The following is a 25,807-nucleotide window of genomic DNA, read 5'->3' as shown; positions in this document are numbered from 1 at the left end:
CCGCCCGTACCCAGCGTCGCGGCGCGCCCTCACGCGACGCCCACCCGCCCGTGCCCGCCCGTGCCCGGCGCCGCCCGCACGCCCTCCGGGGCTCCGCCTCCCGGACCCCCGGCCCCGGCGGTCGGACGGGGCCGGGGGAGCCGGCGGTCGGCCAGGGCACCGCCGGGCCCGGCGGACCGTGACGAGCCCGGCGCCGAAAGTCCCTCCCAGGACTTCCGGCGCCGGGCCCTCCCCCGCGCCCCCGTGCGCGGTGGTCCGGGGCGGCTACTCGGTCGCGATCGCGTTGAGCACGTTCATGCGGCCCGCGCGGAACGCCGGGATCAGCGCGGCGAACAGGCCCACGAACGCAGAGGCCACGAAGACGCCGATGATCGTCGGCCAGGGGATGTCGAGGACCATCAGGCCCTCCAGGGCGAGCAGCTGCTGGGCGGTGGCGCCCCAGCCCATGCCCAGTCCGAGGCCCAGCAAGGCGCCGAAGAGGGCGATGACCACGGACTCCATGCGGATCATGCGGCGCAGCTGGCGGCGCGAGAGGCCGATGGCCCGCATCAGGCCGATCTCCCGGGTCCGCTCGACCACCGACAGGGCCAGGGTGTTCACCACGCCCAGGATCGCGACGATGATCGCCAGGGCCAGCAGGCCGTAGATCATGTTCAGCAGCTGGCCGATCTGGTCCTTCAGGGCCTCCTTGTAGTCGGTCTGGTCGCGCACGGTGTACTGCGGGTAGTCGTGCAGCGCCGACTTCAGGGCCTTGTAGGCGGCGTCCTGCCGGCCGTCCTTCGCCGTGGCGAAGACCAGCGTGTCCAGCGGCATCCTGTCGGCCGGGACGTACTTGGCCATCGTGGCGATGGACGTGTACATCGCGCCGGCGTCGATGACGACGTCGCTGCTGGTGATGGCCCGGACCGTCAGGCGGGCGGTGGAGCCGTCCCGGAAGGCGACGGCGATCTCGGAGCCGAGGCGGATGCCGTGGTCCTTCGCGAACTTCTCGTGGACGGACATCGAGTCCGGCTCGTAGGCGTCCGCGAGGTTGCCGGCGACCGTCTCGGTGCGCAGGTCGGTGGCGTAGGAGGGGTCGGCCGCGGTGATCGCCGTGTCCTTGAGCGTCTTGCCGTCGGGGGTGGTGAAGTCGGCCTGGGTCCACTTGTACTCGGTGACCCGCTCCAGTCCCGGCGTGGCCTTGATGGCCCGGACCGCCTGCGGGGTGATCAGCTGGCCGTTGTCGTCCTGGACGATGAAGTCCGTGCCGACGGTCTTGTCGAGCTGGTCGGTGGCGGAGGCGACCATGGAGGAGCCGACCACCGACAGGCACGCCACCAGGGCGAGGCCGATCATCAGCGCGGCGCCGGTCGCGCCGGTGCGGCGCGGGTTGCGCAGGGCGTTGCGCTCGGCCATGCGGCCGACGGGGCCGAAGACCCGCAGCAGGACCGCACCGAGGACGCGGACCACGCCGCTCGCCAGCAGCGGGCCGATGACGACGAAGCCGATCAGGGACAGCACCACGCCCAGGCCGAGCCACAGGGAGCCCTCGGTGGCCTTGTCGGCACCGGCCGTCAGGAACAGGGCGAAGACGCCGGCGCCGGTGAGGACCGTGCCGATCACGCCCCGGACCCAGCCGGCCCTGGCGTCCGCCGGGGCGCCCGCGTCGCGCAGGGCGGCCATCGGGGAGATCCTGCCGGCCCGGCGGGCGGGCAGGTAGGCGGCCAGGACGGTGACGATCACGCCCAGGACCAGTCCGGCCACCGGGGTCGTCCAGGCCACGGTCAGGTCGTCGGTGGACAGTTCCATGCCCATCCGGCCCATGAGCTTCATCAGGCCGACCGCGAGGCCCACGCCGGCGCCGACGCCGAGCACGGACCCGACGAAGCCGAGCAGCAGCGCCTCGACCAGCACCGACCGGTTGACCTGCCGGCGGCTGGACCCGATGGCCCGCATCAGGCCGATCTCCCGGGTCCGCTGGGCGACCAGCATGGAGAAGGTGTTGATGATCAGGAAGATGCCGACGAGGAAGGCGATCCCGGCGAAGCCGAGCATCGCGTACTTCATGACGTTCATGAAGCCCTGGACGTCCTTCTGGTTGGCGTCTGCGGTCTCCTTCGCGGTCTGCACCCGGTAGTCGCCGCCGAGCTCGGCCAGGACGTTCTTCTTCAGCTGCGCGTCGCTGACGCCGGGGGCGGCGGTGACGTTGACGTCGGTGTAGACGCCCGTCTCGCCGATCAGGGCCCGCTGGGCGGTCGGGGTGTCCAGGTAGAAGATCGCGGCGCCGGGGTTGGTGACGGTGAAGTCGGCGATGCCGGAGATCTTCGCGGTGTGGGTGCCGACCGCGGTGATCACGCCGATCTCGTCGCCGAGCTCCAGGTGGTGCTTGTCGGCGGTGTCGGCGTCGACCATCACCTGCTCGGGGCCCTTGGGCGCGGCACCGGAGGTGATCTTCATGGTGCGGGCGTCGTTGCCGTCCCAGCTGCCGACGATGGTCGGGGCGCCGCTGGACGGGGACAGCTTGTCCTTGTCGGCGTCGACGACGGTCACCGAGGTGGAGGACACCGTGCCCTCGGCGGACTTCACGCCGTCCGCCCTGCGCACCTCGGTGAGCACGGAGGCCGGCATCACCGGCGGCTTGCCGTTGTCGGCGGTGGTCTCACCGGTGTCGGAGGCGCTCTTGGCGCTCACCGTCACGTCCGAGGAGGTGGCGGCGAAGAGCTTGTCGAACGTCGTGTTCATCGTGTCGGTGAACACCAACGTGCCGCACACGAACGCCACCGACAGCAGCACCGCCACCGCCGACAGCGCCATGCGGCCCTTGTGCGCGAGGAAGTTGCGCATGGAGGTCTTCAGCACGGTCATGACGTGCGCCCCCGGGCGTCGAAGTCCTTCATGCGGTCCAGGACCTGCTCGGCGGTCGGCTGGTGCATCTCGTCGACGATGCGGCCGTCGGCGAGGTACAGCACCCGGTCCGCGTACGAGGCCGCGACCGGGTCGTGCGTGACCATCACGATGGTCTGGCCGAGTTCGTCCACCGAGCGGCGCAGGAAGCCGAGCACCTCGGCGCCCGCGCGCGAGTCGAGGTTCCCGGTCGGCTCGTCGCCGAAGATGATCTCGGGCCGGGCGGCCAGCGCCCGGGCCACGGCGACGCGCTGCTGCTGGCCGCCGGACAGCTGGGTGGGCCGGTGCTTGAGGCGGTCGGCGAGCCCGACGGTCTCCACGACCCGCGCCAGCCACTGCTTGTCCGGCTTGCGGCCGGCGATGTCCATGGGCAGCGTGATGTTCTCGAGCGCGTTCAGCGTCGGCAGCAGGTTGAACGCCTGGAATATGAAGCCGATCCGGTCCCGGCGCAGCTGCGTGAGCTTCTTGTCCTTCAGGCCGGTGATCTCGGTCTCGTCGAGGTAGATCTTCCCGGAGGTCACGGTGTCGAGCCCGGCCAGGCAGTGCATCAGCGTGGACTTGCCGGACCCCGAGGGGCCCATGATCGCGGTGAACTGACCGCGGGCGATGTCCACGTCGACGTGGTCGAGGGCGACGACCCGGGTCTCCCCGGACCCGTACGCCTTCACGACCTGCCGCGCCCGCGCGGCAACGGCCGTACGCCCTCCAGTACCCCCGTGCCTGGGAATGGTCACAGCCGATGTCACGGTATGTCTCCTATGTCGTCAACAGGTGCGTGCGAGAAGGCGGTCGGCGGCCGTCGGCCGCGTCACGCTCGTCCGGTCACGCGGATCAGTCTTCCGGTGGGGAGGGGTCCGGCGCGCTGGTGCCCGGCACCCTCTCGTCCTGGGGAAAACCCCACCCCCACCGCTGCGGTTCACCGCCCCCCAGCGGCGTAAAGCCAGGTTAAGGAGAGCCCCGTACCCGTCTCGTCCTCCGCCGGTACCAGTCCGCCCCGAGTCCTGGTACGGAGATACCCCTAGGGGCAGTCCGCCCACAGGTGGAGCCCGTCTCGGGGTCGGCTCCCCCTGAAGGCTCACCCAGGCTCCACCCTCCCGCGGCGTCAGGGTCAAGTGGGAAGCTGTCCGGCGGCAGACAGGTGCAAGGGGCAGGCAGGCGTGAGGGAAGGATTCCGGGTGGGCGGCACCAGATCCGCGGCGCACGGCACCGCACGGCCCGCGGCGACCGGCCGGCGCGGCGCCGTCGTCGCCGCCCTGATGCTCACGATGGCGCTGGCGGCACTCGACTCCACCATCGTCTCCACCGCGGTCCCGCAGATCGTCGGCGACCTCGGCGGCTTCTCGGTCTTCTCCTGGCTCTTCTCCGGCTACCTGCTGGCCGTGACCGTCACCCTGCCCGTCTACGGCAAGCTGTCGGACACCTTCGGCCGCAAACCGGTCCTGGTCGCGGGCGCGGCCCTCTTCCTGCTGGGCTCGCTGCTGTGCGCGCTGGCCTGGAACATGGGCGCGCTCATCGCCTTCCGCGTCGTGCAGGGCCTGGGCGGCGGCGCCCTGCAGGGCACGGTGCAGACGCTGGCCGCCGACCTGTACCCCCTGAAGGACCGCCCCAGGATCCAGTCCAGGCTGTCCACGGTGTGGGCGGTGTCCGCGGTCGCCGGCCCCGGCATCGGAGGCGTCCTGGCCGCGTACGCCGACTGGCGCTGGATCTTCCTGGTCAACCTGCCGATCGGCGCGGTGGCCCTGTGGCTGATCGTCCGTCACCTGCACGAGCCGCAGCGCGGGACCACGGCACGCGCGCGCGTGGACTGGCCGGGCGCGCTCGCGGTGTTCGCGTGCGCCGGGGCGCTGCTGACGGCCGTGGTGCAGGGCGGGGTGGCCTGGAAGTGGCTGTCGGCGCCCTCACTGGCCCTGTTCGGTACGGGACTTGTCCTGCTGGTGGTCGTGGTCGTGGTGGAACGCCGGGCGGCGGACCCGATCATCCCCGGATGGGTGTGGCGCCGCCGTACGATCGCCGCGGTGAACCTGGCACTGGGCGCGCTGGGCCTGCTGATGGTCGCCCCCACGGTCTTCCTGCCCACCTACGCCCAGTCGGTCCTGGGCCTGGCCCCCGTGGCGGCCGGATTCGTGCTGTCCGTCTGGACGTTGAGCTGGCCGGTGTCGGCGGCGCTGAGCCAGCACGTGTACCGCAGGATCGGCTTCCGCGACACCGCCCTGCTGGGCATCGGCGCGGCGGCGCTGGTCCTGTTCGCCTTCCCCTTCCTGCCGTACCCGGGCGAGGCGTGGCAGCCGGCGCTGCTGATGCTGCTGCTGGGCGCGGCCCTGGGCCTGTTCCAACTCCCGCTCATCGTCGGCGTGCAGTCGACGGTGGAGTGGCGGGAACGCGGTACGGCGACGGCCTCCGTGCTGTTCTGCCGCCAGACGGGCCAGACGGCCGGGGCGGCGCTCTTCGGCGCGGTCGCCAACGGGATGCTGGCCGCGCGGCTCGGCGGCGCGGGCGACCTGGATCCGGTGACCCGCGCCCTGGACACGGGCGCCGCCCCCGAGGCGACCCGGCGGGCGATCGCGGACGCGGTGCACGCGGTGTACCTGGGGGCTTCCTGCGCGGCGGCCCTGGCGTTCCTCGTGCTGCTGGTGCTGGCGCCGCGGAGGTTCCCGGTGCTCGAGCAGTAGCCGTGCCGCCGGCCGCGGCGACCCCTGCCCGCGCCGGCGACCCGGGCGCCGGCAGGGCGGGAACCGGCCGTCGGGGCCGGGGAACCGGCGGCTCCCTGGCCGCCTCCTCCTGGTGCCGGGCCCCGGCCCGGTCCACGGCTCCCCGCCGCCGGCTTCGACTGGTTCCCGTCCACCACGGCGGACCCGCCCTCCCTCCCCTTCGGCTTCCCGTGCGGCCGGCTCGGCACGGTGGCCGCCGGCCGGGCACGGGCGGAGCGACGGCGACGGCGGTACGAGGCGGTGCAGGGGTGGATCCGGGCGGGGACGGCGAGGGCGGGGACGGCGAGGGCTGGGGCGGCGAGGAAGGAAAGGTGACGGGCCCGGCCGGGCGGCGGCGCGCGGACGGCGGCGTACGCGATCCGGCTCCGCCGCCCGGCCGCGGGCACGCGGGGAAGCCGGGCCCGGCCGGCCGTGAAGGCGGCCGGGCCCGGCTTCCCCGCGCAGCGCGTCAGGCCGTCACAGCAGCCCGTCCCACATCTGCTCCAGCAGCACCGACCACCAGCTCTCCGGCGACCCGAGCGCCGCCGGGTCGAGCGCGGCCAGCTGCGCCTGGAAGTCGACGGTCCAGCGGCCCGCCTGCTCCTGGTTCAGCCCGAACCGCAGCCGCCACATCCGCCCCAGCAGCGCCAGGCAGCGCGCGAACTCCGGCAGCCCGGTGTTCACGAACTGCGGCGGCACCGGCGCCCCGCCCGGGCCCGCCTCCACCGGCACGGCGACGATGTTCGCCGTGCCGTACTGCACGCACAGCGCCTTGCCGAAGTCGCTGCCCACCACGAGGTAGGAGCCCGCGTCCGGCGCCGGCTGCACCCCGCGCTCGGCCGCCAGCTCCGCCAGCGTCGGCACCGGGCGCCCCGGCTGGGCCTGCGCCCAGAAGAACGGGCCCATGTCCACCGGCAGGCCGGCCACCACCAGGGTGTGCGCCACGATGGGCGGCACGCCCTGCCGGGACACCGCGGCCTGCTCGAACCGGAAGATCCCCGGCCCGAACGCGGCGCCCAGCTCCTGCGCGATGCCCTCCGGCGGAATCGGCGGCGCGGGATGCACCGGCGGCAGCGGCGCACGCACCGGGGCCGGACGCGCCGGCCCGTCGGCCACCTGGTGCAACTCGCCCTGGTGGGCCAGCAGTTCCCGCATGCCCTGCTGCCGGCTCGCGTGGTCCGTGCCGTACGGCGCGATGGACGTGATGCGCGCCTGCGGCCACTGCTCCCGGATCATCCGCGCGCAGTAGGCCCCCGGCAGCTCGCACGACTCCAGCTCCGTGTGCAGCTCCAGCACCTGGTCCGGGGGCACGTTCATGGCCCGCAGCTCGTGGAAGATCTGCCACTCCGGGTGCGGCGTGCCCGGCGCCGAACGCCGGATCAGCTGCTGCTCGGAACCGTCCTGCGCGCGGTAGCGCAGCACGGCCTGGTAGCCGGGACCGACGGTCGGCAGCCCGGCGGGCTGCTGCGGATGGCCGTACGCCGGCGGCTGACCCGGCAGAGGCTGACCAGGCACGGGCTGACCCGGCAGAGGCCGGCCCGGCACGGGCTGACCGGGCGGCGGCACCGCGCCCGGCGGCGTGGGCGGGGCGGCACCGGGCATCCCGGGCACACCGGGGGCCTGCGGCGGCAGAGGCGTGCCGGGAGGGCCGGCAGGAGGGCCGACGGGAGGCGCGGAGAGCACGGTCTCCGCGTGGTGCACCGGCCCACGCGCGCCCCCCGGCGTGCCCTGCGCGCCGGGCGCACCCGGCATGCCCGGGGCACCCGGAGGGCCCGGCGGCTGCGGCACGCCCGGGGCACCGGGCCCCACCCGAGCGGGGTCGGCGAACATCGTGGTGGCATGGTGCACACCGCCCGGAGGCGTACCACCGGGCGCGTTCGGCGCACCGGGCGCGCTCGGCGCACCGGGCGGCTGCGGGGCGCCGGGAGCATGCGGAGGCTGCGCGCCCCCCTGCCCCGCCCCGGCGCCGCCCTCGCGTCCCTCGGGACCGGGCGCCGACACGAACTGCGTCGGTACGTAACCGCCCGCCGCGGCACCCGGCGCCCCCGGGGCACCCGGCGGAGGCGGCGTCACCGGACCCGCGCCGCGGCGCGGCGGCGGAGCCGCCTTGCTGGTCGCGGCGTCGGCGATGTCCCCGGCGTTCGGCGGAAGCGGCCGCTGCGGCGTGCCGCCCGGAGCGGCCGGCGCCCCGCCCTGCGCGGGCGGCGGCGTGCTCCCCCGCGGCACCCCGGCAGGCGGCGTCCCCGGCACCCCCGGCGAAGGCGAAGGCGTACCCGGCACCGCCCCGCCCGGGCCCTGCGGATGCCCGTACGGCACCCCGCCCTGGGTGGGAGGCGGCGCACCAGGACCGCCGGGACCGCCCGGCACCCCCGGAGGAGGCGTGTGCGAAACCCCCGCGGGGGGCGTGCCCGCAGGCCCCGCGCCGTGCGAACCACCCACCGGGCCCGGCGCGCCGGGGTCCTCGGCCGCCGGCACGAGCGCCGTGGGAGGCAACTGGCTGCCGCCCGACATCAGGGCCGTCTTCGCGTCCGGCGTCACCGCGGGCGGCGACGCGTCCTCGGCCCCGCCCAGCGGCGGCGCGAACACGGTCTCGGGCAGCGGCACGGACCGGTCGTCACCGGCGTCCGCGGTGATGTCCGTACCGGCCCACGGCGTGGCCCCGGCCGGTGTCTGCGCGGGAGCCGCCGGCCACGCCGCACCGCTCCCGGGCGCACCCGGCGCCCCGCCCCCGGACACGGCAGCCGGCCGGGAAGCAGCCGGCGAAGGAGCGGGAACCGGCTCGGGACCAGGCGCGGACGCCGAGTCGGGCCCCGGCCCGGCCTCCTCCCCGCCGTCACCGTCGCCGTCACCGCCCCGCCGGTCCGGAATCCCCAGCCTGTCGGCCGCCTCCTGCAACCACTCCGGCGGCGTCAGCAGGAAGGACGTCTGGTTCAGGTCCACCCGCGCGGCCGGCGCCGCCGCCGGTTCGTCCACCGCGTCCGGACGGCCGTACTCCTCCTCGTACCGGCGGATCACCTCACCCACCGGCAGCGCCGGCCACAGCGTCGCCTCACCGCTGTCCCGCGCGATCACCAGCCGCTGCCCGCCACCGTCCGAACGCGGCCCGTCCGCACGGTCCTCCGCCCACACCACGAACCCGAGCTCGAACTCCCGCACCCGCACCTCACGGTGCTGGTACGACGGCACGTCGCCGTTGATCCACTCCTCGGCGCGCTCCTGCGCCTGCGCGAACGTCACCATCGCCAGTTCACTCCCCCACCGAAGACGCCGAAGACGCCGACGCCACCGGCACCGCCCGCGCGAACCCGCCGTCGACCATCAGGTTCGCCACCGTCTCCAGCTCCGGAGGACTGCCCGCCAGCCGGGACAGGAAGGCGTCGAAATCGTCCCCGCACGGCAGCAGCAGCCGTTCCACCCGCTCCGCCGGCGACCACGAGGGATCCACGTCCCGCACGTCGTCGTACGCGCAGAACCACACCGAACCGATCCGCTCGCCCTTGACCTTCACCGCCAGCAGACCGCCCTGGACGAAGGCGACCCCGAGGTAGTCCTTCGTCAGGTGGTCCCGCAGGCATTTGTTGACGTACACGAGGTCGTTGACGGCGGCCTCGTCCCGCACCGTGAAGAACGGCTGGTCGACCAGCAGCCCCAGCCCCGCGTCCAGCGCGGTGCCGACGGGGGCGCACCCGCCCGCCGCCTTCAGGAACGACCGGTACGCGCCGGGCAGCCGGTACCCCAGGTCCTCCTCGACCTGCTGCACCTGCGCCTCCGTCACCGCCACACCCGACTTCGGCAGCCCGAAGTGCGCCGGACGGGTCTCCTGCAGCGGCCGCGTGCCCCGCTTGTCCCGGTCGACGTCCGCGGTCGCGACACCACCGTGATGCCGCAGCAGCGCCTTCACCTCGACCGGCACCAGCTCCAGCCGCCGCGTGCCCACCACGTGATGCCACGTCCAGCCGTGCGGCGTCGCCACCGCCGGCACCGTGTCCCACAACTCGTGCCCGGACGCCGCCAGCGCCGCGTTCGCCGACACGTAGTCCGTCAGCCGCAACTCGTCGACCCCGAACCCCTCCGGCGGCTCCGCGATCTCCGCCGCCGCACGCGCGTAGGGCGAGAAGTCGGGGTAACCACGCTCGTCCACCCGCACCCCCCTGGGGTGACGGGCCGCCCGCACCGGATCCGGGAAGTGCACGACCTGCCCGGCATAGGCCGCGTTCGGCGGCGCGGCTTCTCCCCCGGCCTGGCGGCCGGGAGGTCCCCCCAGCCCGAGCCGACCTGTCGTCATGGCGGTTGCCCCCTGCGGCACTCTGTACGGCCGTACCGACCATCCGTGGTCCCTTACGGTCCGTATCGACTGTCACGTCTGTCTCAACTGCTCCACACGACGACACGCGTCGACCGCATGGATCGCGGTGCCGACAGCCTATGCGGTACGCCGACACCGGTCACCGGCACCGGTCACCAGCCCCTCCGCCTCCGTGACCAGCCGTCACCCCGCCGTGACAGCCTGCCCGGACCCGGGCGTGTCGCCCCGCCCCAGCTTCCACACCAGCCACGCCATTTGGCACTCTGTGACCTCCCGGGGGATGCACAGGAGGGGAAGACGATCATGAGTGCGACGCAGACAGGACCCCACACGAGCCGCTCCGGCGACCCCCGGTCCGGCGACCCGCGCGTCGGCTGGAGCACCGCCGACACCCCGCACACCCCCGTCCTGCGCCACCGTCGTGACGGCATCCTGCCCACCGTCGCCGCCGCCCTCTCCGTCCGCGGCGCCACCCTCACCGGCACCGCCGCCCGCGGCGACACACCCCCCGCCCTGCACCCCCTCGTCCAGGACTTCCTCGACACCCTCACCAGCGGCCAACGCGACCGCTTCACCGGCCGCTGCGCCGAGACCATCCTCATCTCCCGGCACATCGCCGCCGCCGACGCCGCCCGCAGCAAACGCGCCGCCCGCAGACCCATGACCAACGGCGAAGCCCGCAAAGCCCTCAAACACGCCAAGCTCACCGCCCGCCACATCCGCGAGGACGGCGACCCCCTGCACGGCGGCTTCGCCGCCCCCTGCCGCGCCTGCACCGCGCTCAGCGCCCACTTCGGCGTCCGCATAGTCGACCCGGCCGCGCGGAACGGCTGACACCCCGTCCACCGCGCCCACCGCGCCACCACCGGACACCACCCCACCACGACGCCCACCCGGGCGCCGGGCCACGACCTCAGCGATCTCCACGGACGAAGGGCAGATGCACACCGACCGCCACTCCACCACCCGCTTCCCCGTCCCCGTCGACGCCGCCCTGCGCGCCGCCGGCTGGCAACCCGGACGCTGGGACATCAAACAGGCCGAGATCTGGGCCGACACCCTGCGCGACCACGTCTCCCCCGCCGGACACCGCCACACCGTCTTCCCCGCCGCCGTCGAGGCCTGGGCCGAGTTCGGCGGCCTCCACATCGCCCCCACCGGGCCCGGCCGCCAGGTCGCCCCCGCCGCCCTCCACCTCGACCCCCTGCACGGCCTCCACATGGCCCGCACCCTCGGCGACCTCGGCCGCGCCCTCGGCACCGAGGTCTGCCCCCTCGGCGCCGAAACCGACACCCACGCCCTCCTCGCCATCGACGCCGAAAGCCGCGTCTACGCCCTCGACCACACCGGCGACTGGTACCTCGGCCCCGACATCGACCAGGCCCTCGCGACCCTCGTCTCCGGCATCGGACCCACCCGCCTCACAACGGGCTGACCCCACCCCGGCCGAGCGCGCCCCTCACCACGGCCCCACGGACCCACGGACCCACGGACCCACGGACCCACGGACCCACGGAAGGGCCTACGCCGCCGGAATCACCGCCGACACCCGGAAACCCCCCGACTCCGTCGGCCCCGACACGAACACCCCGCCCAGCGCCGAGACCCGCTCCTTCATACCGACCAGCCCGTTCCCGCCGGACGGCAACCGCGCCGACGACGCCGCCGCCTCGGGCGGCTCGTTCTCCACCTGCATCGCGATCTCCGACACCCGGTGCGCCACCCGCACATGCGTCTTCGCCCCCGCCGCATGCTTGTGGACGTTCGTCAGCGCCTCCTGCACCACCCGGTACGCCGTCTGCTCCACCTCCGGCGGGTACGACCGCGCCTCCCCCTCCACCGACAGGTCGACCACCATCCCCGCGGCCGCCGACTGCCCGATCAACTCGTCGAGGTCCGACAGACACGGACCCTCCTCGTCCACGGCCCGCGAAGCCGCCGCGGCGGCGGCCACCCCCACGGCGGCCAGCGGCACCTCCGGCTCCCGCCGCGTCGCCTCCCCGCCGGCGCGCAGCACCCCGAGCATCTCCCGCAGCTCCGTCAGGGCCTGCCGCCCCATGTCCCCCACGAGCGCGGCGTTCCGCACCGCCTTCTCGGGATCCTTCCGCGCCACCGCCTGCAGGGCGGCCGCGTGCACCACCATCAGACTCACCCGGTGCGCGACGACGTCGTGCATCTCCCGCGCGATCCGGGTCCGCTCCTCGTTCCTGGCCCACTCGGCCCGCTCCTCGGCCCGCTCCGCCAGCAGCTGGAGCTCCCGCTCCAGGCTGTCCGCCCGCTCCCGCAGACTCTCCATCAGCCGCCGGCGCGCCCCGATGTACAGCCCGAGGAGCACGGGAGGCGCGGTCAGGCCCAGCGAGGTGGTGATGGCGGCGAACGGGACGAACCAGTCCCCCAGGTCCACATCCCCCCGCCCCATGCTCTGGCGCACCCGCACGAACGTCACGATGAGCGTCCCCACCAGCGACATCCCCGCCAGCAAGCCGATGATCCGGCGGGGCAGCTCCGACGCGGCCAGCGTGTACAGGCCGACGATGCCCATCAGGAAGGCCATCTGGGCCGGCGTGACGGCGATCGTCACGAGCACGACGGCGATCGGCCACCGCCGCCGCACCACCAGCACGGAACCGGCCAGCACCCCGAAGAGGACACCGGCGGCCACCGGGATCCCGGCGTCCCGCGCGAACGGGATCCCCTCCAGTCCGCACTCCAGCGCGGACACCACACCCGAGCCGACATCGAGCACGGCACTGCGCCGTCTGGCCCACCACCACGGCCCTCCCCGGGCCGTCACGTGCTTCTCCCCCGTCGTGGTCATGCCCTCCAGCCTACGGGCGGCGGCCGGGCCTTTTCCGGCGAGTTTCCGGGACCGGCCCGCACCACAGTGGGTGACCGGACGGAAGCGATACGCCCCGAAATCCCTCGAACTGCTGAATCGCTCACCGTTCGACCCCGGAAGCAGGCATTCCATCCGGACGGTATGCACATGGCACATGCAACCGGCACATACGCCGACTTCGAAGCACTGCGGGAGCGGGCCGTGGCACTGCGGCGGGCGGGCCTGAGCCTCCGCCAGATCCGCGACGAACTGAAGATCTTCAACAACGACCTCCTCAACCGGCTGGTGAAGGGGGAACCGCCGCCGGAATGGACCAAGCGCCCGCGCGCCAAGGACGACCTGCGCCAGAAGGCCCGGGAGCTGCGCCTCCAGGGCTGGACCTACGACCGGATCGAGGCGGAACTGGGGTGTTCCAGAAGCTCCGTGTCGCTGTGGGTCCGGGACCTGCCGAAGCCGGAGCGACGCGACCCGTCGGAGGCGGCGGCGATCGCCCGGCGGGGCCGGGAGGAGAAGCTGCGGATCCGTGACGAGGAGCGCCGACGTACCAAGGAGACCGCCAGGCGGGCCGTCGGCGAGCTGTCGTCGCGGGAGCTGTTCCTGCTGGGCGTCGGCCTGTACTGGGCCGAGGGCGCCAAGGACAAGCCGTACGACCGCCGCGAGAACGTCACGTTCGTCAACAGCGACCCGAGCATGATCAGGGTCTTCCTGGCCTTTCTCGACCTGCTGGGTGTGGAGCGCGAGCGCCTTCGCTTCACGGTGATGATCCACGAGTCCGCGGACGTGGCGAGCGCCGAGCGGTACTGGGCGGACCTCGTCGGCGCGGACCGCTCCGCGTTCAACAAGACGATCCTCAAGAGGCACAATCCGAAGACGGTGCGCAAGAACGTCGGCGACTCCTACCGGGGGTGCCTGGTGATCAAAGTCCTGCGGAGTGCCGAGTTGTACCGTCGCATCGAAGGCTCTTGGTACGGCATAGTGTTGGGAGCCGACTCGACCACCTAACCGAATGTCCGGTTTAGTCGAGTTTCATCCCCCATGGTGTAATCAGGCAGCACTGAGGGTTTTGGTCCCTTAAGTTCAGGTTCAAATCCTGATGGGGGAGCCTGTCGCATCCGGGCCCTGACGGTCACGTCGGGGCCCGCACCCGTACCCCCCACAAAACCCCCCGGTATCCTGCGGATGTCCACCCCACCCCATCCACAGCCGAAGGGCATCCCGTGAGCGCCAACCGCCCGGCAGCCGTCGTCGTTCTCGCAGCGGGTGAGGGCACCCGTATGAAATCGGCCACACCCAAGGTCCTGCACGAGCTCTGCGGCCGCAGTCTCGTGGGTCATGTGCTCGCCGCCGCCGGCGAGCTGGAGCCCGAGAACCTGGTCGTGGTGGTCGGGCACGCCCGCGAGAAGGTGACCGCCCACCTCGCCGGGATCGCCCCCGAGGTCCGCACCGCCGTGCAGGAGCGGCAGAACGGCACCGGGCACGCCGTCCGCATGGCGCTGGAGGAGCTGGGCGGCTCGGTCGACGGGACGGTCGTCGTCGTGTGCGGTGACACTCCCCTGCTGACCGGTGGGACGCTGCGGGCCCTCGCCGCCGCGCACGCCTCCGACGGCAACGCGGTCACCGTGCTGACCGCCGAGGTGCCGGACGCCACGGGGTACGGCCGTATCGTGCGCGACGGGGCGACGGGTGCGGTGACGGCGATCGTGGAGCACAAGGACGCGACCGAGGCCCAGCGGGCGATCCGGGAGATCAACTCGGGGGTGTTCGCGTTCGACGGGCAGTTGCTGGCGGAGGCGTTGAAGCAGGTCCGTACGGACAACAGTCAGGGCGAGGAGTACCTGACGGACGTGTTGGGGATCCTGCGCGAGGCGGGTCACCGGGTGGGCGCGTCCGTGGCCGGTGACCACCGTGAGATCGCGGGGATCAACAACCGTGTGCAGTTGGCCGAGGCGCGGCGGATCCTCAACGACCGGCTTCTGACGCGGGCGATGCTGTCCGGGGTGACGGTCGTCGATCCGGCCACGACGTGGGTGGACGTGACGGTCACGTTCGAGCAGGACGTGACCGTTCATCCGGGTACCCAGCTGCACGGTTCCACCCATCTGGCCGAGGGGTCGGAGGTGGGGCCGAACTCGCGGCTGACCGATACGCGGGTAGGTGCGGGGGCGCGGGTGGACAACACGGTGTCCCTGGGGGCGGAGATCGGGCCGGGGGCGAGTGTGGGTCCGTACGCGTATCTGCGTCCGGGGACGCGTCTGGGGCCCAAGGGCAAGATCGGTACGTACGTCGAGACGAAGAACGCGACGATCGGTGAGGGCACGAAGGTGCCGCACCTGTCCTATGTCGGTGATGCGACGATCGGTGAGTACACGAACATCGGTGCCGCGAGCGTGTTCGTGAACTATGACGGACAGGACAAACACCACACCACTGTGGGGTCGCACTGCCGTACCGGTTCGGACAACATGTTTGTGGCTCCTGTCACGGTCGGGGACGGTGCGTACACCGCCGCCGGGTCCGTGATCACCAAGGACGTGCCGCCCGGTTCGCTGGCCGTGGCCCGTGGCCAGCAGCGGAATATCGAGGGTTGGGTGGCCCGCAAGCGTCCGGGGAGTGCGGCCGCGAGGGCGGCCGAGGCGGCTTCCCGGGAGGGCGGCGGCGAGGGCTGACCGGAAACCGGCGCGCCGGACACGGCGTACCGTGATAGGTGCACATCCGCACCCCCACCAGCTGAGACGGCCTCTCTCAATCCAGCTGAGAGGTCTCTCGACATCCAGCTGCGACACCTCTGAGGAGAAAGTGCTGTGACCGGGATCAAGACGACCGGCGAGAAGAAGATGATGTTCTTCTCCGGCCGCGCCCACCCCGAGCTTGCCGAGGAGGTCGCCCACGAGCTGGGTGTCGGGGTCGTCCCGACGAAGGCCTTCGACTTCGCCAACGGCGAGATCTACGTGCGTTACCAGGAGTCGGCGCGTGGTGCCGACTGCTTCCTGATCCAGAGCCACACGGCTCCGATCAACAAGTGGATCATGGAGCAGTTGATCATGATCGACGCGCTGAAGCGTGCGTCGGCGCGGTCGATCACGGTGATCGTGCCGTTCTACGGTTACGCGCGGCAGGACAAGAAGCACCGCGGGCGTGAACCGATCTCGGCGCGTCTGATCGCGGACATGATGAAGGCGGCGGGGGCGGACCGGCTCCTGACCGTCGATCTGCACACGGACCAGATCCAGGGCTTCTTCGACGGTCCGGTGGACCACCTGTTCGCGCTGCCGCTGCTGGCGGACTACGTGGGCGGGAAGGTGGACCGGGAGAAGCTGACGGTGGTGTCGCCGGACGCCGGCCGTGTGCGGGTGGCGGACCGCTGGTGCGACCGGTTGGGCGCGCCGCTGGCGATCGTGCACAAGCGTCGGGACAAGGACGTGGCGAACCAGGTGACCGTCCACGAGGTCGTGGGTGAGGTCAAGGGCCGTGTGTGCGTGCTGGTGGACGACATGATCGACACCGGTGGGACGATCTGTGCCGCGGCGGACGCGCTGTTCGCGCACGGTGCGGAGGACGTGATCGTGACGGCGACGCACGGTGTGCTGTCGGGCCCGGCGGCGGACCGGCTGAAGAACTCGCGGGTGAGCGAGTTCGTGTTCACGAACACGCTGCCGACGCCGAACGAGCTGGGCCGGGATCTGGACAAGATCAAGGTGCTGTCGATCGCGCCGACGATCGCGAGCGCGGTGCGCGAGGTGTTCGAAGACGGTTCGGTGACGAGCCTGTTCGACGAGCAGTGAGGTCCCGCCGCCAGGCCCTGTCGTAGATCGTTTTGGGTGCGGCCTCCCTCTCCGAGTAAACTGCTGCAGTTGCTCGGCGAGGGAGGCCGTACCGCTTCGGAAGAGGCTCGTACGGCGGTCCGTAATCGACGCGCTCTTCGTAGCAGGCCGTTCGTGGCCGGGTGACCACGTCCGTTTCTGACTTCGAGGAGTGATCATGTCCGAGGTGAAGCTCACCGCCGAGACGCGCACCGAGTTCGGCAAGGGTGCCGCGCGTCGTATCCGTCGTGACAACAAGGTTCCGGGTGTGCTGTACGGCCACGGCTCGGACCCGCTGCACCTGACCTTCCCGGGTCACGACCTGCTGCTGGCCCTGCGTACGCCGAACGTGCTGATCTCGCTGGACATCGACGGCAAGACGAGCGAGCTGGCGATTCCGAAGTCCGTGCAGCGTGACCCGCTGAAGGGCTTCCTGGAGCACGTGGACCTGCAGCTGGTGCAGCGTGGCGAGCAGGTCACCGTGGAGATCCCGGTGCAGACCGAGGGCGAGCTGGCCCCGGGCGGCAACCTGCTGGAGCACGTGCTGAACGCGCTGCCGGTCGAGGCCGAGGCCACGCACATCCCGGAGGCCGTGACGGTGTCGGTGGAGGGTCTGGCGGCGGGTGCCTCGGTCCTCGCCAAGGACATCGCGCTGCCCAAGGGCGTCACGCTGGCCGTCGAGGAGGACACCGTCGTGCTGCAGGTGCTGGCCGCGCAGGTCGAGGAGGCCGCGGAGGGTGCCGAGGGCGAAGAGGCCGCCGAGGCCTGATCCTCACCGTCGTCGTTTCGTCGGCCGCTGTTCCCGTGCGGGGCAGCGGCCGACGCGTATGAAGGAGACATGGACGTGACGACCGAGGCCGGTGCCCCTTGGCTGATCGTGGGTCTGGGCAATCCGGGGCCCGAGTACGCGATGAACCGGCACAACGTGGGTTTCATGGTGGCCGAGCTGCTGGCGGAGCGGATCGGGGGGAGGTTCAAGCGGGCCGGGAAGGCGCAGGCGCAGGTGGTCGAGGGGCGGATCGGGCCGCCGGGTCCGGGGAGCCGGCGGGTGGTGCTGGCGAAGCCGATGTCGTACATGAACCTGTCGGGCGGTCCGGTGAACGCGTTGCGGGACTTCTACAAGGTGCCGGTGGCGCATGTGGTGGCGGTGCACGACGAGTTGGACATCGACTACGGGGCCCTGCGGCTGAAGCTGGGGGGCGGGGACAACGGTCACAACGGGCTGAAGTCGATCACGAAGGCCATGGGGCCGGATTATCACCGGGTGCGGTTCGGGATCGGCCGGCCGCCGGGGCGGATGCCGGTGGCGGACTTCGTGCTGAAGGACTTCTCGTCGGCGGAGCGCAAGGAGCTGGACTACTTCGTGGACCGTGCGGCGGACGCGGTGGAGTGTCTGGTGATCGACGGGCTGGAGCGGGCGCAGGGGACGTACAACTCCTGACGTGCCGCCCGGCGGAGTTGACCGGCCGTGCAGGTATGGCCAATGATCCCGGCCATGCCTGCCTCTGTCCCCACCCTTCGTCAGGCCTCGTACACCGCGCTGCGCTTCGGGCGGCTGGTGGTGATGGGCGCGGTCACGGCGCTGATCCTGGTCGCGGGTGTGTGGGGGTCGTGGGGGACGGCGCAGTACGTGATGCTCACCAAGGGGCGGGAGCGGGGCACGGTCGAGGTGAGCCGGTGCGGCGGGGGCACCTGCTTCGGGCCGTACACGCCGGTGTCGGCGGGGTCCCAGCCCCGGGGGAGGGTCGTCATCGAGGACACGGTGGCGGTGTCGCAGGGGCGCGCGTACCCGGTCGTGGTGAAGCCGGACGGTGAGCAGGTGGTCCGTTCGGGTCCGGCCGGGGTGCTGTACGCGTGGGTTCCGCTGGGCGGGGCGCTGTTGCTGGCGTCGGTGGTGGTGGCGGGGGGTCTGCGGCGGACGCGGGCCGCGTGGGTGCTGGCGGGGGCGGGGTGGGCGCTGCTCACGGCCGCTTTCGTGACTCTCTGAGGGGTTCGCGCGCGCCGCGCCACGTGTCCCCTTCCTCGCCGCGCGTTCCGTGCGTTCCTCGCGCCGGGGCGCGCGTCGCCGCGGGTCCGTGCGGGACCGGCGTACGCGAAGGGCCGTGCCCCCGGGTCCGTGCGGGACCCGGGGGCACGGTCGTGTCCGGTGGGCGGGTCAGCCGGTGTTGCGCAGGCCCGCGGCCACGCCGTTGACGGTCAGCAGCAGGGCGCGGGAGAGCAGCGGGTCGGGCTGCTCGCCGGCGGCGGCCGCGTCGCGCTGGCGCTTGAGCAGGGCGACCTGGAGGTAGGAGATCGGGTCGAGGTAGGCGTCGCGGATGGCGAAGGTCTGCTTCAGGACGGGCTGGGCGTCCAGCAGTTCGTCCTCGCCGGTCACCCGCAGGACCTCGGCGACGGTCAGCTCGTGTTCGGCCTTGATGGTGTCGAAGACGTGCTTGAGGTGGTCGGGGACGAGGGTGTCGACGTAGTGCTGGGCGATCCGCAGGTCGGTCTTGGCCAAGGTCATCTCGACGTTGGAGATGAAGTTGCGGAAGAAGTGCCACTGCTGGTGCATCTCGTCGAGCACGGTGTCCAGGCCGGCCTCGCGCAGCGCCTTCAGGCCGGAGCCGACGCCGAACCAGCCGGGCACGATCTGGCGGGACTGGGTCCAGCCGAACACCCACGGGATGGCGCGCAGGCCGTCCAGTCCGGCGCCGCTGTCGGGCCTGCGGGACGGCCGGGAGCCCAGGTGGAGGTCGGCGAGCTGGTCGACGGGGGTGGAGGCGAAGAAGTACGCCGGCAGGTCGGGGTCCTCGACCAGGCGGCGGTAGGCGGCGTGGGCGGCGTCGGAGACGACGTCCATGGCGGCGTCCCAGCGGGCGAGGGCCTCGACCGACTGGCGGGGGGCGGTGTGCAGGGCGGAGGCCTGGAGGGTGGCGGCGAGCGTGAGTTCCAGGTTCTCGCGGGCCAGGGAGGGGATGAGGTACTTGTCGGAGATGACCTCGCCCTGCTCGGTCACCTTGATCTCGCCCTCCAGGGTGCCCCAGGGCTGGGCGAGGATGGCGTCGTGGGTGGGGCCGCCGCCGCGGCCGACGGTGCCGCCGCGGCCGTGGAAGAGCCGCAGCCGCACGCCGTAGCGGTGCGCCACGTCGCGCAGGCGGCGCTGGGCGCGGTGGATCTCCCACTGGCTGGTGGTGATGCCGCCGAACTTGGAGGAGTCGGAGTAGCCGAGCATGACCTCCTGGACGTCTCCGCGCAGCGCGACCAGGCGCCGGTAGGAGGGGTCGGAGAGCATGTCCTCCAGGATGGTGTCGGCGGCCCTGAGCTCGTCGGTGGTCTCCAGCAGCGGCACGATGCCGATCTTCGCCCAGCCGGCGTGCAGGTCGATCAGGCCGGCCTCGCGGGCGAGGACGGCGGCGGCGAAGACGTCGTCGGCGCCCTGGCACATGGAGATGATGTACGACTCGATGACCTCGGGTCCGAAGACCTCCAGGGCCCGCTTGACGGTCTGGAAGACGCCGAGGGTCTTCTCGCCGGCCGCGTCGACGGGGGCGGGGGTGGGTGCGAGCGGGCGCCGGGAGCGCAGTTCCTTGGCGAGCAGCTTGGCGCGGTAGTCGCGGGGCATGTCGGCGTAGCGCCAGGACTCCTCGCCGAGCCGGTCGAACAGCTGGCCGAGGGCGTGGTGGTGGGCGTCGGCGTGCTCGCGGACGTCCATGGTGGCGAGCTGGAGGCCGAAGGCGGCCAGGGTGCGGATGGTGCGGGCCAGGCGGCCGTCGGCGAACAGGCCGCCGCGGTGTTCGCGCAGCGAGGTCTGGATGATGCGCAGGTCGGCGAGGAGCTGGGAGGTGCCGAGGTAGTCGCGGCCGGGCTGGTGGGGGGTGCCCTTGGCGAGCCGCTGCTTGGTGTTCTCCAGCTTCTGCCGGATGCAGGTGGCCTTGAGCCGGTAGGGCTCCTCGGCGTTGAGGCGCTTGTAGCGGGGGCTGATCTCGGGGAGGTTGTCCAGGTCGGCCTGGAGGGAGGTCAGCAGTTCCTCGGTGGCGCCGGCGTAGCGGATGGAGTTGGACAGGAAGCCGCGCAGCTCGTCGATGGTCTCCAGGGCGTCGTTGATGCCGTGCTCGTGCTGGAGGATCAGGACGTCCCAGGTGACCTGGGGGGTGACGTTGGGGTTGCCGTCGCGGTCGCCGCCGATCCAGGTGCCGAAGGTGAGGGGGCGGGTGTCGTCGGGGAGCTTGACGCCGACGCGCTCCAGCTCGGCGGTGAGGTCCTCCAGGACGTCGCCGACCGCGCCGGCGTGCAGTTCGTCCAGGTAGTAGATGGCGTTGCGGGCCTCGTCGGCCGGCTCCGGGCGTACGACGCGCAGCTCGTCGGTCTGCCAGACGAGGTCGATGTTCTCGGCCAGGCGGGTGTCCAGGCGGCGGCGGTCGGACTCGATGACCGGGGTCTCCAGGAGCGCGGCGATGCGCCGGAGCTTGTTCAGGACCGACCGCCGTGCGGCCTCGGTGGGGTGGGCCGTGAAGACGGGGCGGACGTTGAGGTTCCGGACGGTCTCGCGCAGGTGCTCGGGGTCGGCGTCCTTGAGCCGGTCGGCGGTGCGGGCGAGCAGGCCGCCCTCGGCGGCGCGCCGGGCGCGCAGTTCGCGGCCGCGGTGGACCTGCTCGGTGACGTTGGCCAGGTGGAAGTAGGTGGAGAAGGCGCGGACCAGCTTGGCCGCGGTCTGCAGTTCCGTGCCGCGCAGCAGCTCGGCGGCGGCCTCGCCGTCCTCGCGGGTGAGGCGGCGCACCTTCTCGACGAGGTCGAGCAGCTCGGGGCCCTCCTGGCGGACGAGCGTCTCACCGAGCAGGTCACCCAGTCGGCGGATGTCGGCGCGCAGCTCGCTGCTGGTCGTGGTGGTCTGGTCGTCGGCACTGCTCACAGGTGCGGCTCCTTGCAGTGTTGAAGCTCGTCTGGGAGGGGAACCCGGACGGCGTCTCGCGCGGCGGTGCCGCTCACGGGCCGGACGTCCGGGAAAAACTCAGAGCGGACCGCGCTGTCCGACCGAACAACAGGATAGGTGTCGGCCGGGGCTCGTGGGCTCGCGGGCTCTTGCCGACGGGCGAGACGCCGCCATAACTTACGAAGCCGTAGGTTACGGAACCGTAGGAAGTGTCGTGCGGTTCCGGCCCCGGCACCGTCTCAGTCCACAAACCCCCCAGGGGATGCGTATGACCAGTAGTTCCGATGTGATCGAAGAAGCGCCGAACACGCCCGGCCGGCCCGTCGGCTCCGCCGCGCCCTCCGCCACGCTGGGCGGCGAGCGGAAGCGCTCCATCGAGCAGATCACCCTCCTCCTCTTCATCGTCGTTCCGTTCCTGGCACTGGTGGCGGCGGTGCCGCTGGCGTGGGGCTGGGGGGTGAGCTGGCTCGACCTCGGTCTGCTGGTCTTCTTCTACTTCCTGGGCTGCCACGGCATCACGATCGGCTTCCACCGCCACTTCACCCACGGTTCGTTCAAGGCCAAGCGGCCCCTGAAGATCGCGCTGGCCGTCGCGGGTTCGATGGCGGTCGAGGGGCCCCTGGTCCGCTGGGTGGCCGACCACCGCAAGCACCACAGGTTCTCCGACGCCGAGGGCGACCCGCACTCCCCGTGGCGGTACGGCGAGACGGTCCCGGCCCTGCTCAAGGGCCTGTGGTGGGCGCACATCGGCTGGATGTTCGACGAGGAGCAGACCCCGCAGGACAAGTACGCCCCGGATCTGATCAAGGACAGCACGCTGCGTGCGATCTCCCGCCAGTTCGTGCTGTGGACGATCCTGTCGCTGGGGCTGCCGGCGCTGATCGGCGGTCTGGTGACGATGTCCTGGTGGGGCGCGTTCACGGCGTTCTTCTGGGGTTCGCTCGTCCGGGTGGCGCTGCTGCACCACGTCACCTGGTCGATCAACTCGATCTGCCACGCGGTCGGCAAGCGCCCCTTCAAGTCGCGTGACCGCTCGGGCAACGTGTGGTGGCTGGCGATCCTGTCCTGCGGCGAGTCCTGGCACAACCTGCACCACGCCGACCCGACCTCCGCGCGGCACGGTGTGGAGCGCGGCCAGCTGGACTCCTCGGCCCGGCTGATCCGCTGGTTCGAGCAGCTCGGCTGGGCCTACGACGTGCGCTGGCCGTCACGCTCGCGTATCGATTCGCGCCGCAACGACGCGGAAGGCGGCTCCCGGCGGGGGAAGGAGCCCGTGAAGGCGGCATGATGGTCGCCGTGGCGACCGACTCGAGCAGCACCCCCAGCAACGACAGGCCGCGGCGAGCGCGCCGTACCCGGATGACCGGTGCCGAGCGCCGCCAGCAGCTGCTGGAGATCGGTCGCACCCTCTTCGCGGCGAAAGGTTTCGAGGGCACGTCGGTGGAGGAGATCGCGGCGAAGGCCGGGGTCTCCAAGCCGGTGGTCTACGAGCACTTCGGCGGCAAGGAGGGGCTGTACGCGGTGGTGGTGGACCGCGAGATGCGGCGCCTGCTGGACATGGTGACCAGCTCCCTGACCGCCGGCCACCCCCGCGAACTGTGCGAGCAGGCGGCGTTCGCGCTGCTGGACTACATCGAGGAGTACACGGACGGGTTCCGCATCCTGGTCCGCGACTCCCCCATCCCCCAGTCGACGGGGTCCTTCGCCTCGCTCATCTCGGACATCGCCACCCAGGTGGAGGACATCCTGGGCCGCGAGTTCAAGTCGCGCGGCTTTGACCCCAAGCTGGCCCCGCTGTACGCGCAGGCCCTGGTCGGCATGGTCGCCCTGACCGGCCAGTGGTGGCTGGACGTCCGCAAGCCGAAGAAGGCCGAGGTGGCCGCGCACCTGGTGAACCTGGCGTGGCACGGGCTGGACGGACTGGAACAGAAGCCGCGGCTGATAGGGCACCGCAAGGCCTAAGGCCTGTCGTCCGCGTCCCCGTCCCCTCCGTCCCGCCTGCGGGCCACCGCGAAGACGCGGCGGAAGGGGAACGCGGTGCCGTGCGGGCCGGCCGGGTAGGCCCGGCGCAGGGCGGTCCGGTACTCGGCCACGAACTCCTCCCTCTCCCCGGGCTCGTCGGCGAGCGCGGTCAGGACGGGCCGCAGCCCGGTCCCCTCCATCCAGTCGAGCACCGGGTCCTCACCGGGCAGCAGGTGGACGTACGTCGTCTCCCACACGTCGGCGGTGCAGCCGAGGGCGGTGAGGCGCTCCAGGTAGGCCTCGGGGGTCAGGACGGCGTCGTCGTGGCGCAGGGTGCCGGCGAGCCGGTCGCGCCGGCGCGGGGCGTGGGCGAGGTCGCGCAGGAGCCGGTGGCTGGGGGCGTCGAAGTTGCCGGGGACCTGGAAGGCGAGGACGCCGCCGGGGGCGAGTTTGGCGATCCAGTCGGGGAAGCGGTCGGCGTGCCCGGGGACCCATTGCAGGGCGGCGTTGCTGATGATCAGGTCGTGGGGCTCGGCGGGCCCGGGGGTCCAGGTGCGGACGTCGGCGTGGACGAAGTCGAGGCGTCCGCCGCCGGGGGTGGGGCCCTGGTGGTGGGCGCGGGCCCTGTCGAGCATCCGGGGCGAGTTGTCGTAGCCGGTGACGCGGGCGGTGGGCCAGCGGTCGGCGAGCAGGGCGGTGGCGTTGCCGGGGCCGCATCCGAGGTCGGCGATGCGGGGCGGGTCGCCCGGGAGGCCGGGGACGCGGGCGAGGAGGTCGGTGAAGGGGCGGGCGCGGTGGCCGGCGTGGCGCAGGTACTGGGCGGGGTCCCAGAGGGGGGCGGCTGCGGACAAGGGGGGCCTCCTGTGGTGACCGGTGGGCCGGGCCGACGGGCGGCCGGCGACGTGCCCGGCGGTGCGTCCGGCGTCGTGTCCAGCGTCACCACACGGATATCTTGATGTCAAGAGAATGAATGTCAAGAGACTTCACATCGACACAACCACTACACTGATCGCCATGGAGGACGAGGTCGATCGGCTGGTCGCAGCGTGGCGCCGGGAGCGCCCGGACCTCGACGTGGAACCGCTCGAGGTCCTCAGCCGGGTGAGCAGGCTGGCCCGGCACCTGGACCGCGCACGCCGGCTGGCCTTCTCCGAGCACGGCCTGGAGCCGTGGGAGTTCGACGTCCTGACCGCGCTGCGCCGCGCCGGCACCCCCTACCAGCTCTCGCCCGGGCAATTGCTGACCCAGACCCTGGTCACCTCGGGCACGATGACCAACCGCATCGACCGCCTGGCGAAGAAGGGCCTGGTGGAGCGCCTGCCCGACCCCAGCGACCGGCGCGGCGTCCTCGTGCGGCTGACGGACGGCGGCCGGGACCGCGCGGATCAGGCCCTGGCCGGCCTGCTGGACCAGGAGCGCGCGATCCTCGCCGAGCTCTCCCACGCCCAGCGCAGCGAACTGGCCGCGCTGCTACGCCAGTTGACCGCCCCGTTCGACAACATCCCCGGTTAGGTCGACCGGTCCGACACCGGCCCGGCGGGCGAGCGCGACGGCGGCGAGGGTGGAGTGCACGCCCAGTTTGCCCAGCACGTTCTGCATGTGCGTCCGCACGGTGTGCGGGGACAGGTACAGCCGCTCCGCGACGGCCTTCCTGCCCAGTCCGGCGACCATGCACCGCAGCACCTCCCGCTCCCGGGGCGTCAGCGACTCCACCAGCCGCTCGCTCTCGGTGCGGTGCCTGCGGGCGGCGGTGAGCTCGCGCAGCACGCCCGTCAGCAGGGCGGGCGGCAGATGGGTCTCGTCGCGCAGCACGCCCCGGACGACGCTGAGCAGCCGGGACAGCGAACAGTCCTTGGCCACCCACCCGGACGCGCCGGCCTGCAGGGCGAGCGCGGCCCGGCGCGGGTCGTCCTTCTCGGCGAGCACGACGATCCGTACCTGCGGCTGCGCCGAGCGCACCCCGGTGACCAGGGAGATCCCGTCGACCAGTCCATCGGTGTCGCCGTCCTGCACCGGCACGGCGGGTCCGGCGCCCGGCAGGTCGCCCCCCAGATCGGCGTCGACGAGCAGCACGTCGAACCGCCGCCCCTCGGCCGCCGCCCGCTCCAGACAGCGCAGCGCGGCCGGACCGCTGCCCGCCGCAAAGACCTCCACGTCGGGCTCGGCGGCCAGGGCCGCGGCCAGCGACTCGGCGAAGATGCGATGGTCGTCGACGACCAGGACTCGGATGCGCACCACGAAACCCCCTTCCCCACGCTCCCGAGGAGCCGGGGATACCCCATCGTCGGAAGGCGACACCGGCGCGGGTACGCCGCCCGGGTGTCCAGGTCCGCGGTGTCCGTCCGTCCTCGCCGCCACCTGGCCGGGCCGCCGCAGCCGCACGGCCGCCGCCGTGCGGGAACCGCTGCCCCCACCCCGGGC

The 25,807-nt window shown here is 72.6% G+C and carries 20 protein-coding genes; 12 read left to right on the top strand and 8 right to left on the bottom strand.

Features of this window, described 5'->3' with window-relative positions; translation table 11 throughout:
• Positions 1-264: 264 nt before the first annotated feature.
• Together AB0L29_RS04875 and AB0L29_RS04870 are read right to left on the bottom strand one after the other, a co-directional pair.
• Entirely contained in the window at positions 265-2,844 is a 2,580-nt protein-coding gene (locus tag AB0L29_RS04875) for an FtsX-like permease family protein (RefSeq protein WP_365823347.1), read from the bottom strand.
• Positions 2,841-3,629 carry an ABC transporter ATP-binding protein gene (locus AB0L29_RS04870; RefSeq protein WP_365823346.1) on the bottom strand — a complete coding sequence of 263 codons (789 nt, stop codon included), beginning with the start codon at positions 3,627-3,629 and terminating at the stop codon, positions 2,841-2,843. The genes AB0L29_RS04875 and AB0L29_RS04870 overlap by 4 nt, the downstream gene beginning before the upstream one ends.
• A gap of 429 nt (positions 3,630-4,058) precedes the next feature.
• Between AB0L29_RS04870 and AB0L29_RS04865 the strand changes: the two genes are divergently transcribed.
• Positions 4,059-5,552 (top strand): MFS transporter, encoded by a 1,494-nt coding sequence (locus tag AB0L29_RS04865; protein ID WP_365823344.1) that lies wholly within the window; start codon positions 4,059-4,061, stop codon positions 5,550-5,552.
• A gap of 495 nt (positions 5,553-6,047) precedes the next feature.
• Here the strand turns inward: AB0L29_RS04865 and AB0L29_RS04860 are convergent, their stop codons facing one another.
• Positions 6,048-8,810: an SUKH-4 family immunity protein gene (locus AB0L29_RS04860; RefSeq protein WP_365823342.1), complete on the bottom strand. Its 2,763-nt coding sequence runs from the start codon at positions 8,808-8,810 to the stop codon at positions 6,048-6,050.
• Between the two features lie 7 nt (positions 8,811-8,817).
• Positions 8,818-9,855 (bottom strand): SMI1/KNR4 family protein, encoded by a 1,038-nt coding sequence (locus tag AB0L29_RS04855; RefSeq protein WP_365823340.1) that lies wholly within the window; start codon positions 9,853-9,855, stop codon positions 8,818-8,820.
• Between the two features lie 324 nt (positions 9,856-10,179).
• On the opposite strand from AB0L29_RS04855, the gene AB0L29_RS04850 reads away from it, so the two are divergent.
• Positions 10,180-10,710, top strand: coding sequence for a YwqJ-related putative deaminase (locus AB0L29_RS04850; protein ID WP_365823338.1), 531 nt, complete (start codon positions 10,180-10,182; stop codon positions 10,708-10,710).
• Positions 10,711-10,816: 106 nt separating this feature from the next.
• Complete coding sequence (locus AB0L29_RS04845) at positions 10,817-11,311, top strand: SUKH-3 domain-containing protein (RefSeq protein ID WP_365823336.1); 495 nt, start codon at positions 10,817-10,819, stop codon at positions 11,309-11,311.
• Positions 11,312-11,398: 87 nt separating this feature from the next.
• Here AB0L29_RS04845 and AB0L29_RS04840 read toward each other — a convergent pair whose 3' ends face one another.
• Positions 11,399-12,694 (bottom strand): histidine kinase, encoded by a 1,296-nt coding sequence (locus AB0L29_RS04840; RefSeq protein WP_365823334.1) that lies wholly within the window; start codon positions 12,692-12,694, stop codon positions 11,399-11,401.
• A gap of 168 nt (positions 12,695-12,862) precedes the next feature.
• On the opposite strand from AB0L29_RS04840, the gene AB0L29_RS04835 reads away from it, so the two are divergent.
• The 6 genes from AB0L29_RS04835 to AB0L29_RS04810 all read left to right on the top strand — a co-directional run bounded on the left by AB0L29_RS04835 (position 12,863) and on the right by AB0L29_RS04810 (position 18,502).
• The gene (locus AB0L29_RS04835) at positions 12,863-13,717 is read left to right on the top strand and encodes a hypothetical protein (protein WP_365823333.1); all 855 of its coding nucleotides are present in this window, start codon (positions 12,863-12,865) and stop codon (positions 13,715-13,717) included.
• Between the two features lie 215 nt (positions 13,718-13,932).
• Positions 13,933-15,381 (top strand): bifunctional UDP-N-acetylglucosamine diphosphorylase/glucosamine-1-phosphate N-acetyltransferase GlmU, encoded by a 1,449-nt coding sequence (gene glmU / locus AB0L29_RS04830; protein ID WP_365823331.1) that lies wholly within the window; start codon positions 13,933-13,935, stop codon positions 15,379-15,381.
• A 135-nt stretch (positions 15,382-15,516) separates the two neighbouring features.
• On the top strand, positions 15,517-16,497 hold the full coding sequence (locus tag AB0L29_RS04825) for a ribose-phosphate diphosphokinase (protein WP_365823329.1): 981 nt from the start codon (positions 15,517-15,519) through the stop codon (positions 16,495-16,497).
• Between the two features lie 196 nt (positions 16,498-16,693).
• Positions 16,694-17,284: a 50S ribosomal protein L25/general stress protein Ctc gene (locus AB0L29_RS04820; protein WP_365823327.1), complete on the top strand. Its 591-nt coding sequence runs from the start codon at positions 16,694-16,696 to the stop codon at positions 17,282-17,284.
• Positions 17,285-17,353: 69 nt separating this feature from the next.
• A complete protein-coding gene (pth, locus tag AB0L29_RS04815) occupies positions 17,354-17,956 on the top strand; it encodes an aminoacyl-tRNA hydrolase (protein WP_365823325.1) in 603 nt (200 codons plus the stop codon).
• Positions 17,957-17,998: 42 nt separating this feature from the next.
• Entirely contained in the window at positions 17,999-18,502 is a 504-nt protein-coding gene (locus tag AB0L29_RS04810) for a hypothetical protein (protein WP_365823445.1), read from the top strand.
• A 168-nt stretch (positions 18,503-18,670) separates the two neighbouring features.
• Here the strand turns inward: AB0L29_RS04810 and ppc are convergent, their stop codons facing one another.
• The gene (gene ppc / locus AB0L29_RS04805; protein WP_365823323.1) at positions 18,671-21,403 is read right to left on the bottom strand and encodes a phosphoenolpyruvate carboxylase; all 2,733 of its coding nucleotides are present in this window, start codon (positions 21,401-21,403) and stop codon (positions 18,671-18,673) included.
• Positions 21,404-21,692: 289 nt separating this feature from the next.
• Here ppc and AB0L29_RS04800 point away from each other — a divergent pair, with 289 nt between their 5' ends.
• Together AB0L29_RS04800 and AB0L29_RS04795 are read left to right on the top strand one after the other, a co-directional pair.
• Positions 21,693-22,712 carry a fatty acid desaturase gene (locus AB0L29_RS04800; protein WP_365823321.1) on the top strand — a complete coding sequence of 340 codons (1,020 nt, stop codon included), beginning with the start codon at positions 21,693-21,695 and terminating at the stop codon, positions 22,710-22,712.
• Complete coding sequence (locus AB0L29_RS04795) at positions 22,709-23,386, top strand: TetR/AcrR family transcriptional regulator (protein ID WP_365823319.1); 678 nt, start codon at positions 22,709-22,711, stop codon at positions 23,384-23,386. Before AB0L29_RS04800 ends, AB0L29_RS04795 begins: the two co-directional genes overlap by 4 nt.
• Here AB0L29_RS04795 and AB0L29_RS04790 read toward each other — a convergent pair.
• A complete protein-coding gene (locus tag AB0L29_RS04790) occupies positions 23,383-24,237 on the bottom strand; it encodes a trans-aconitate 2-methyltransferase (protein ID WP_365823317.1) in 855 nt (284 codons plus the stop codon). The genes AB0L29_RS04795 and AB0L29_RS04790 overlap by 4 nt on opposite strands.
• Positions 24,238-24,400: 163 nt before the next feature.
• Between AB0L29_RS04790 and tamR the strand changes: the two genes are divergently transcribed.
• A complete protein-coding gene (tamR, locus tag AB0L29_RS04785) occupies positions 24,401-24,898 on the top strand; it encodes a MarR family transcriptional regulator TamR (RefSeq protein WP_365823315.1) in 498 nt (165 codons plus the stop codon).
• On the opposite strand, the gene AB0L29_RS04780 is transcribed toward tamR, so the two are convergent.
• Positions 24,857-25,624, bottom strand: coding sequence for a response regulator transcription factor (locus tag AB0L29_RS04780; RefSeq protein WP_365823313.1), 768 nt, complete (start codon positions 25,622-25,624; stop codon positions 24,857-24,859). The two genes, tamR and AB0L29_RS04780, sit on opposite strands and share 42 nt — an antisense overlap.
• Positions 25,625-25,807: the final 183 nt, after the last annotated feature.

It is taken from the genome of Streptomyces sp. NPDC052701, from assembly GCF_040678355.1.
Taxonomy (GTDB): Bacteria; Actinomycetota; Actinomycetes; order Streptomycetales; family Streptomycetaceae; genus Streptomyces.
Note: the sequence above shows the minus strand (reverse complement) of the source record. Positions and strands in the feature narration are given on the sequence as shown.

Coding starts and splice junctions, on each gene's coding strand:
- AB0L29_RS04875 (WP_365823347.1), bottom strand. CDS start 2,844: ATGACCGTGCTGAAGACCTCCATGCGCAACTTCCTCGCGCACAAGGGC.
- AB0L29_RS04860 (WP_365823342.1), bottom strand. CDS start 8,810: ATGGTGACGTTCGCGCAGGCGCAGGAGCGCGCCGAGGAGTGGATCAAC.
- AB0L29_RS04855 (WP_365823340.1), bottom strand. CDS start 9,855: ATGACGACAGGTCGGCTCGGGCTGGGGGGACCTCCCGGCCGCCAGGCC.
- AB0L29_RS04850 (WP_365823338.1), top strand. CDS start 10,180: ATGAGTGCGACGCAGACAGGACCCCACACGAGCCGCTCCGGCGACCCC.
- AB0L29_RS04845 (WP_365823336.1), top strand. CDS start 10,817: ATGCACACCGACCGCCACTCCACCACCCGCTTCCCCGTCCCCGTCGAC.
- AB0L29_RS04840 (WP_365823334.1), bottom strand. CDS start 12,694: ATGACCACGACGGGGGAGAAGCACGTGACGGCCCGGGGAGGGCCGTGG.
- AB0L29_RS04835 (WP_365823333.1), top strand. CDS start 12,863: ATGGCACATGCAACCGGCACATACGCCGACTTCGAAGCACTGCGGGAG.
- AB0L29_RS04820 (WP_365823327.1), top strand. CDS start 16,694: ATGTCCGAGGTGAAGCTCACCGCCGAGACGCGCACCGAGTTCGGCAAG.
- pth (WP_365823325.1), top strand. CDS start 17,354: ATGGACGTGACGACCGAGGCCGGTGCCCCTTGGCTGATCGTGGGTCTG.
- AB0L29_RS04810 (WP_365823445.1), top strand. CDS start 17,999: ATGATCCCGGCCATGCCTGCCTCTGTCCCCACCCTTCGTCAGGCCTCG.
- AB0L29_RS04800 (WP_365823321.1), top strand. CDS start 21,693: ATGACCAGTAGTTCCGATGTGATCGAAGAAGCGCCGAACACGCCCGGC.
- AB0L29_RS04795 (WP_365823319.1), top strand. CDS start 22,709: ATGATGGTCGCCGTGGCGACCGACTCGAGCAGCACCCCCAGCAACGAC.
- tamR (WP_365823315.1), top strand. CDS start 24,401: ATGGAGGACGAGGTCGATCGGCTGGTCGCAGCGTGGCGCCGGGAGCGC.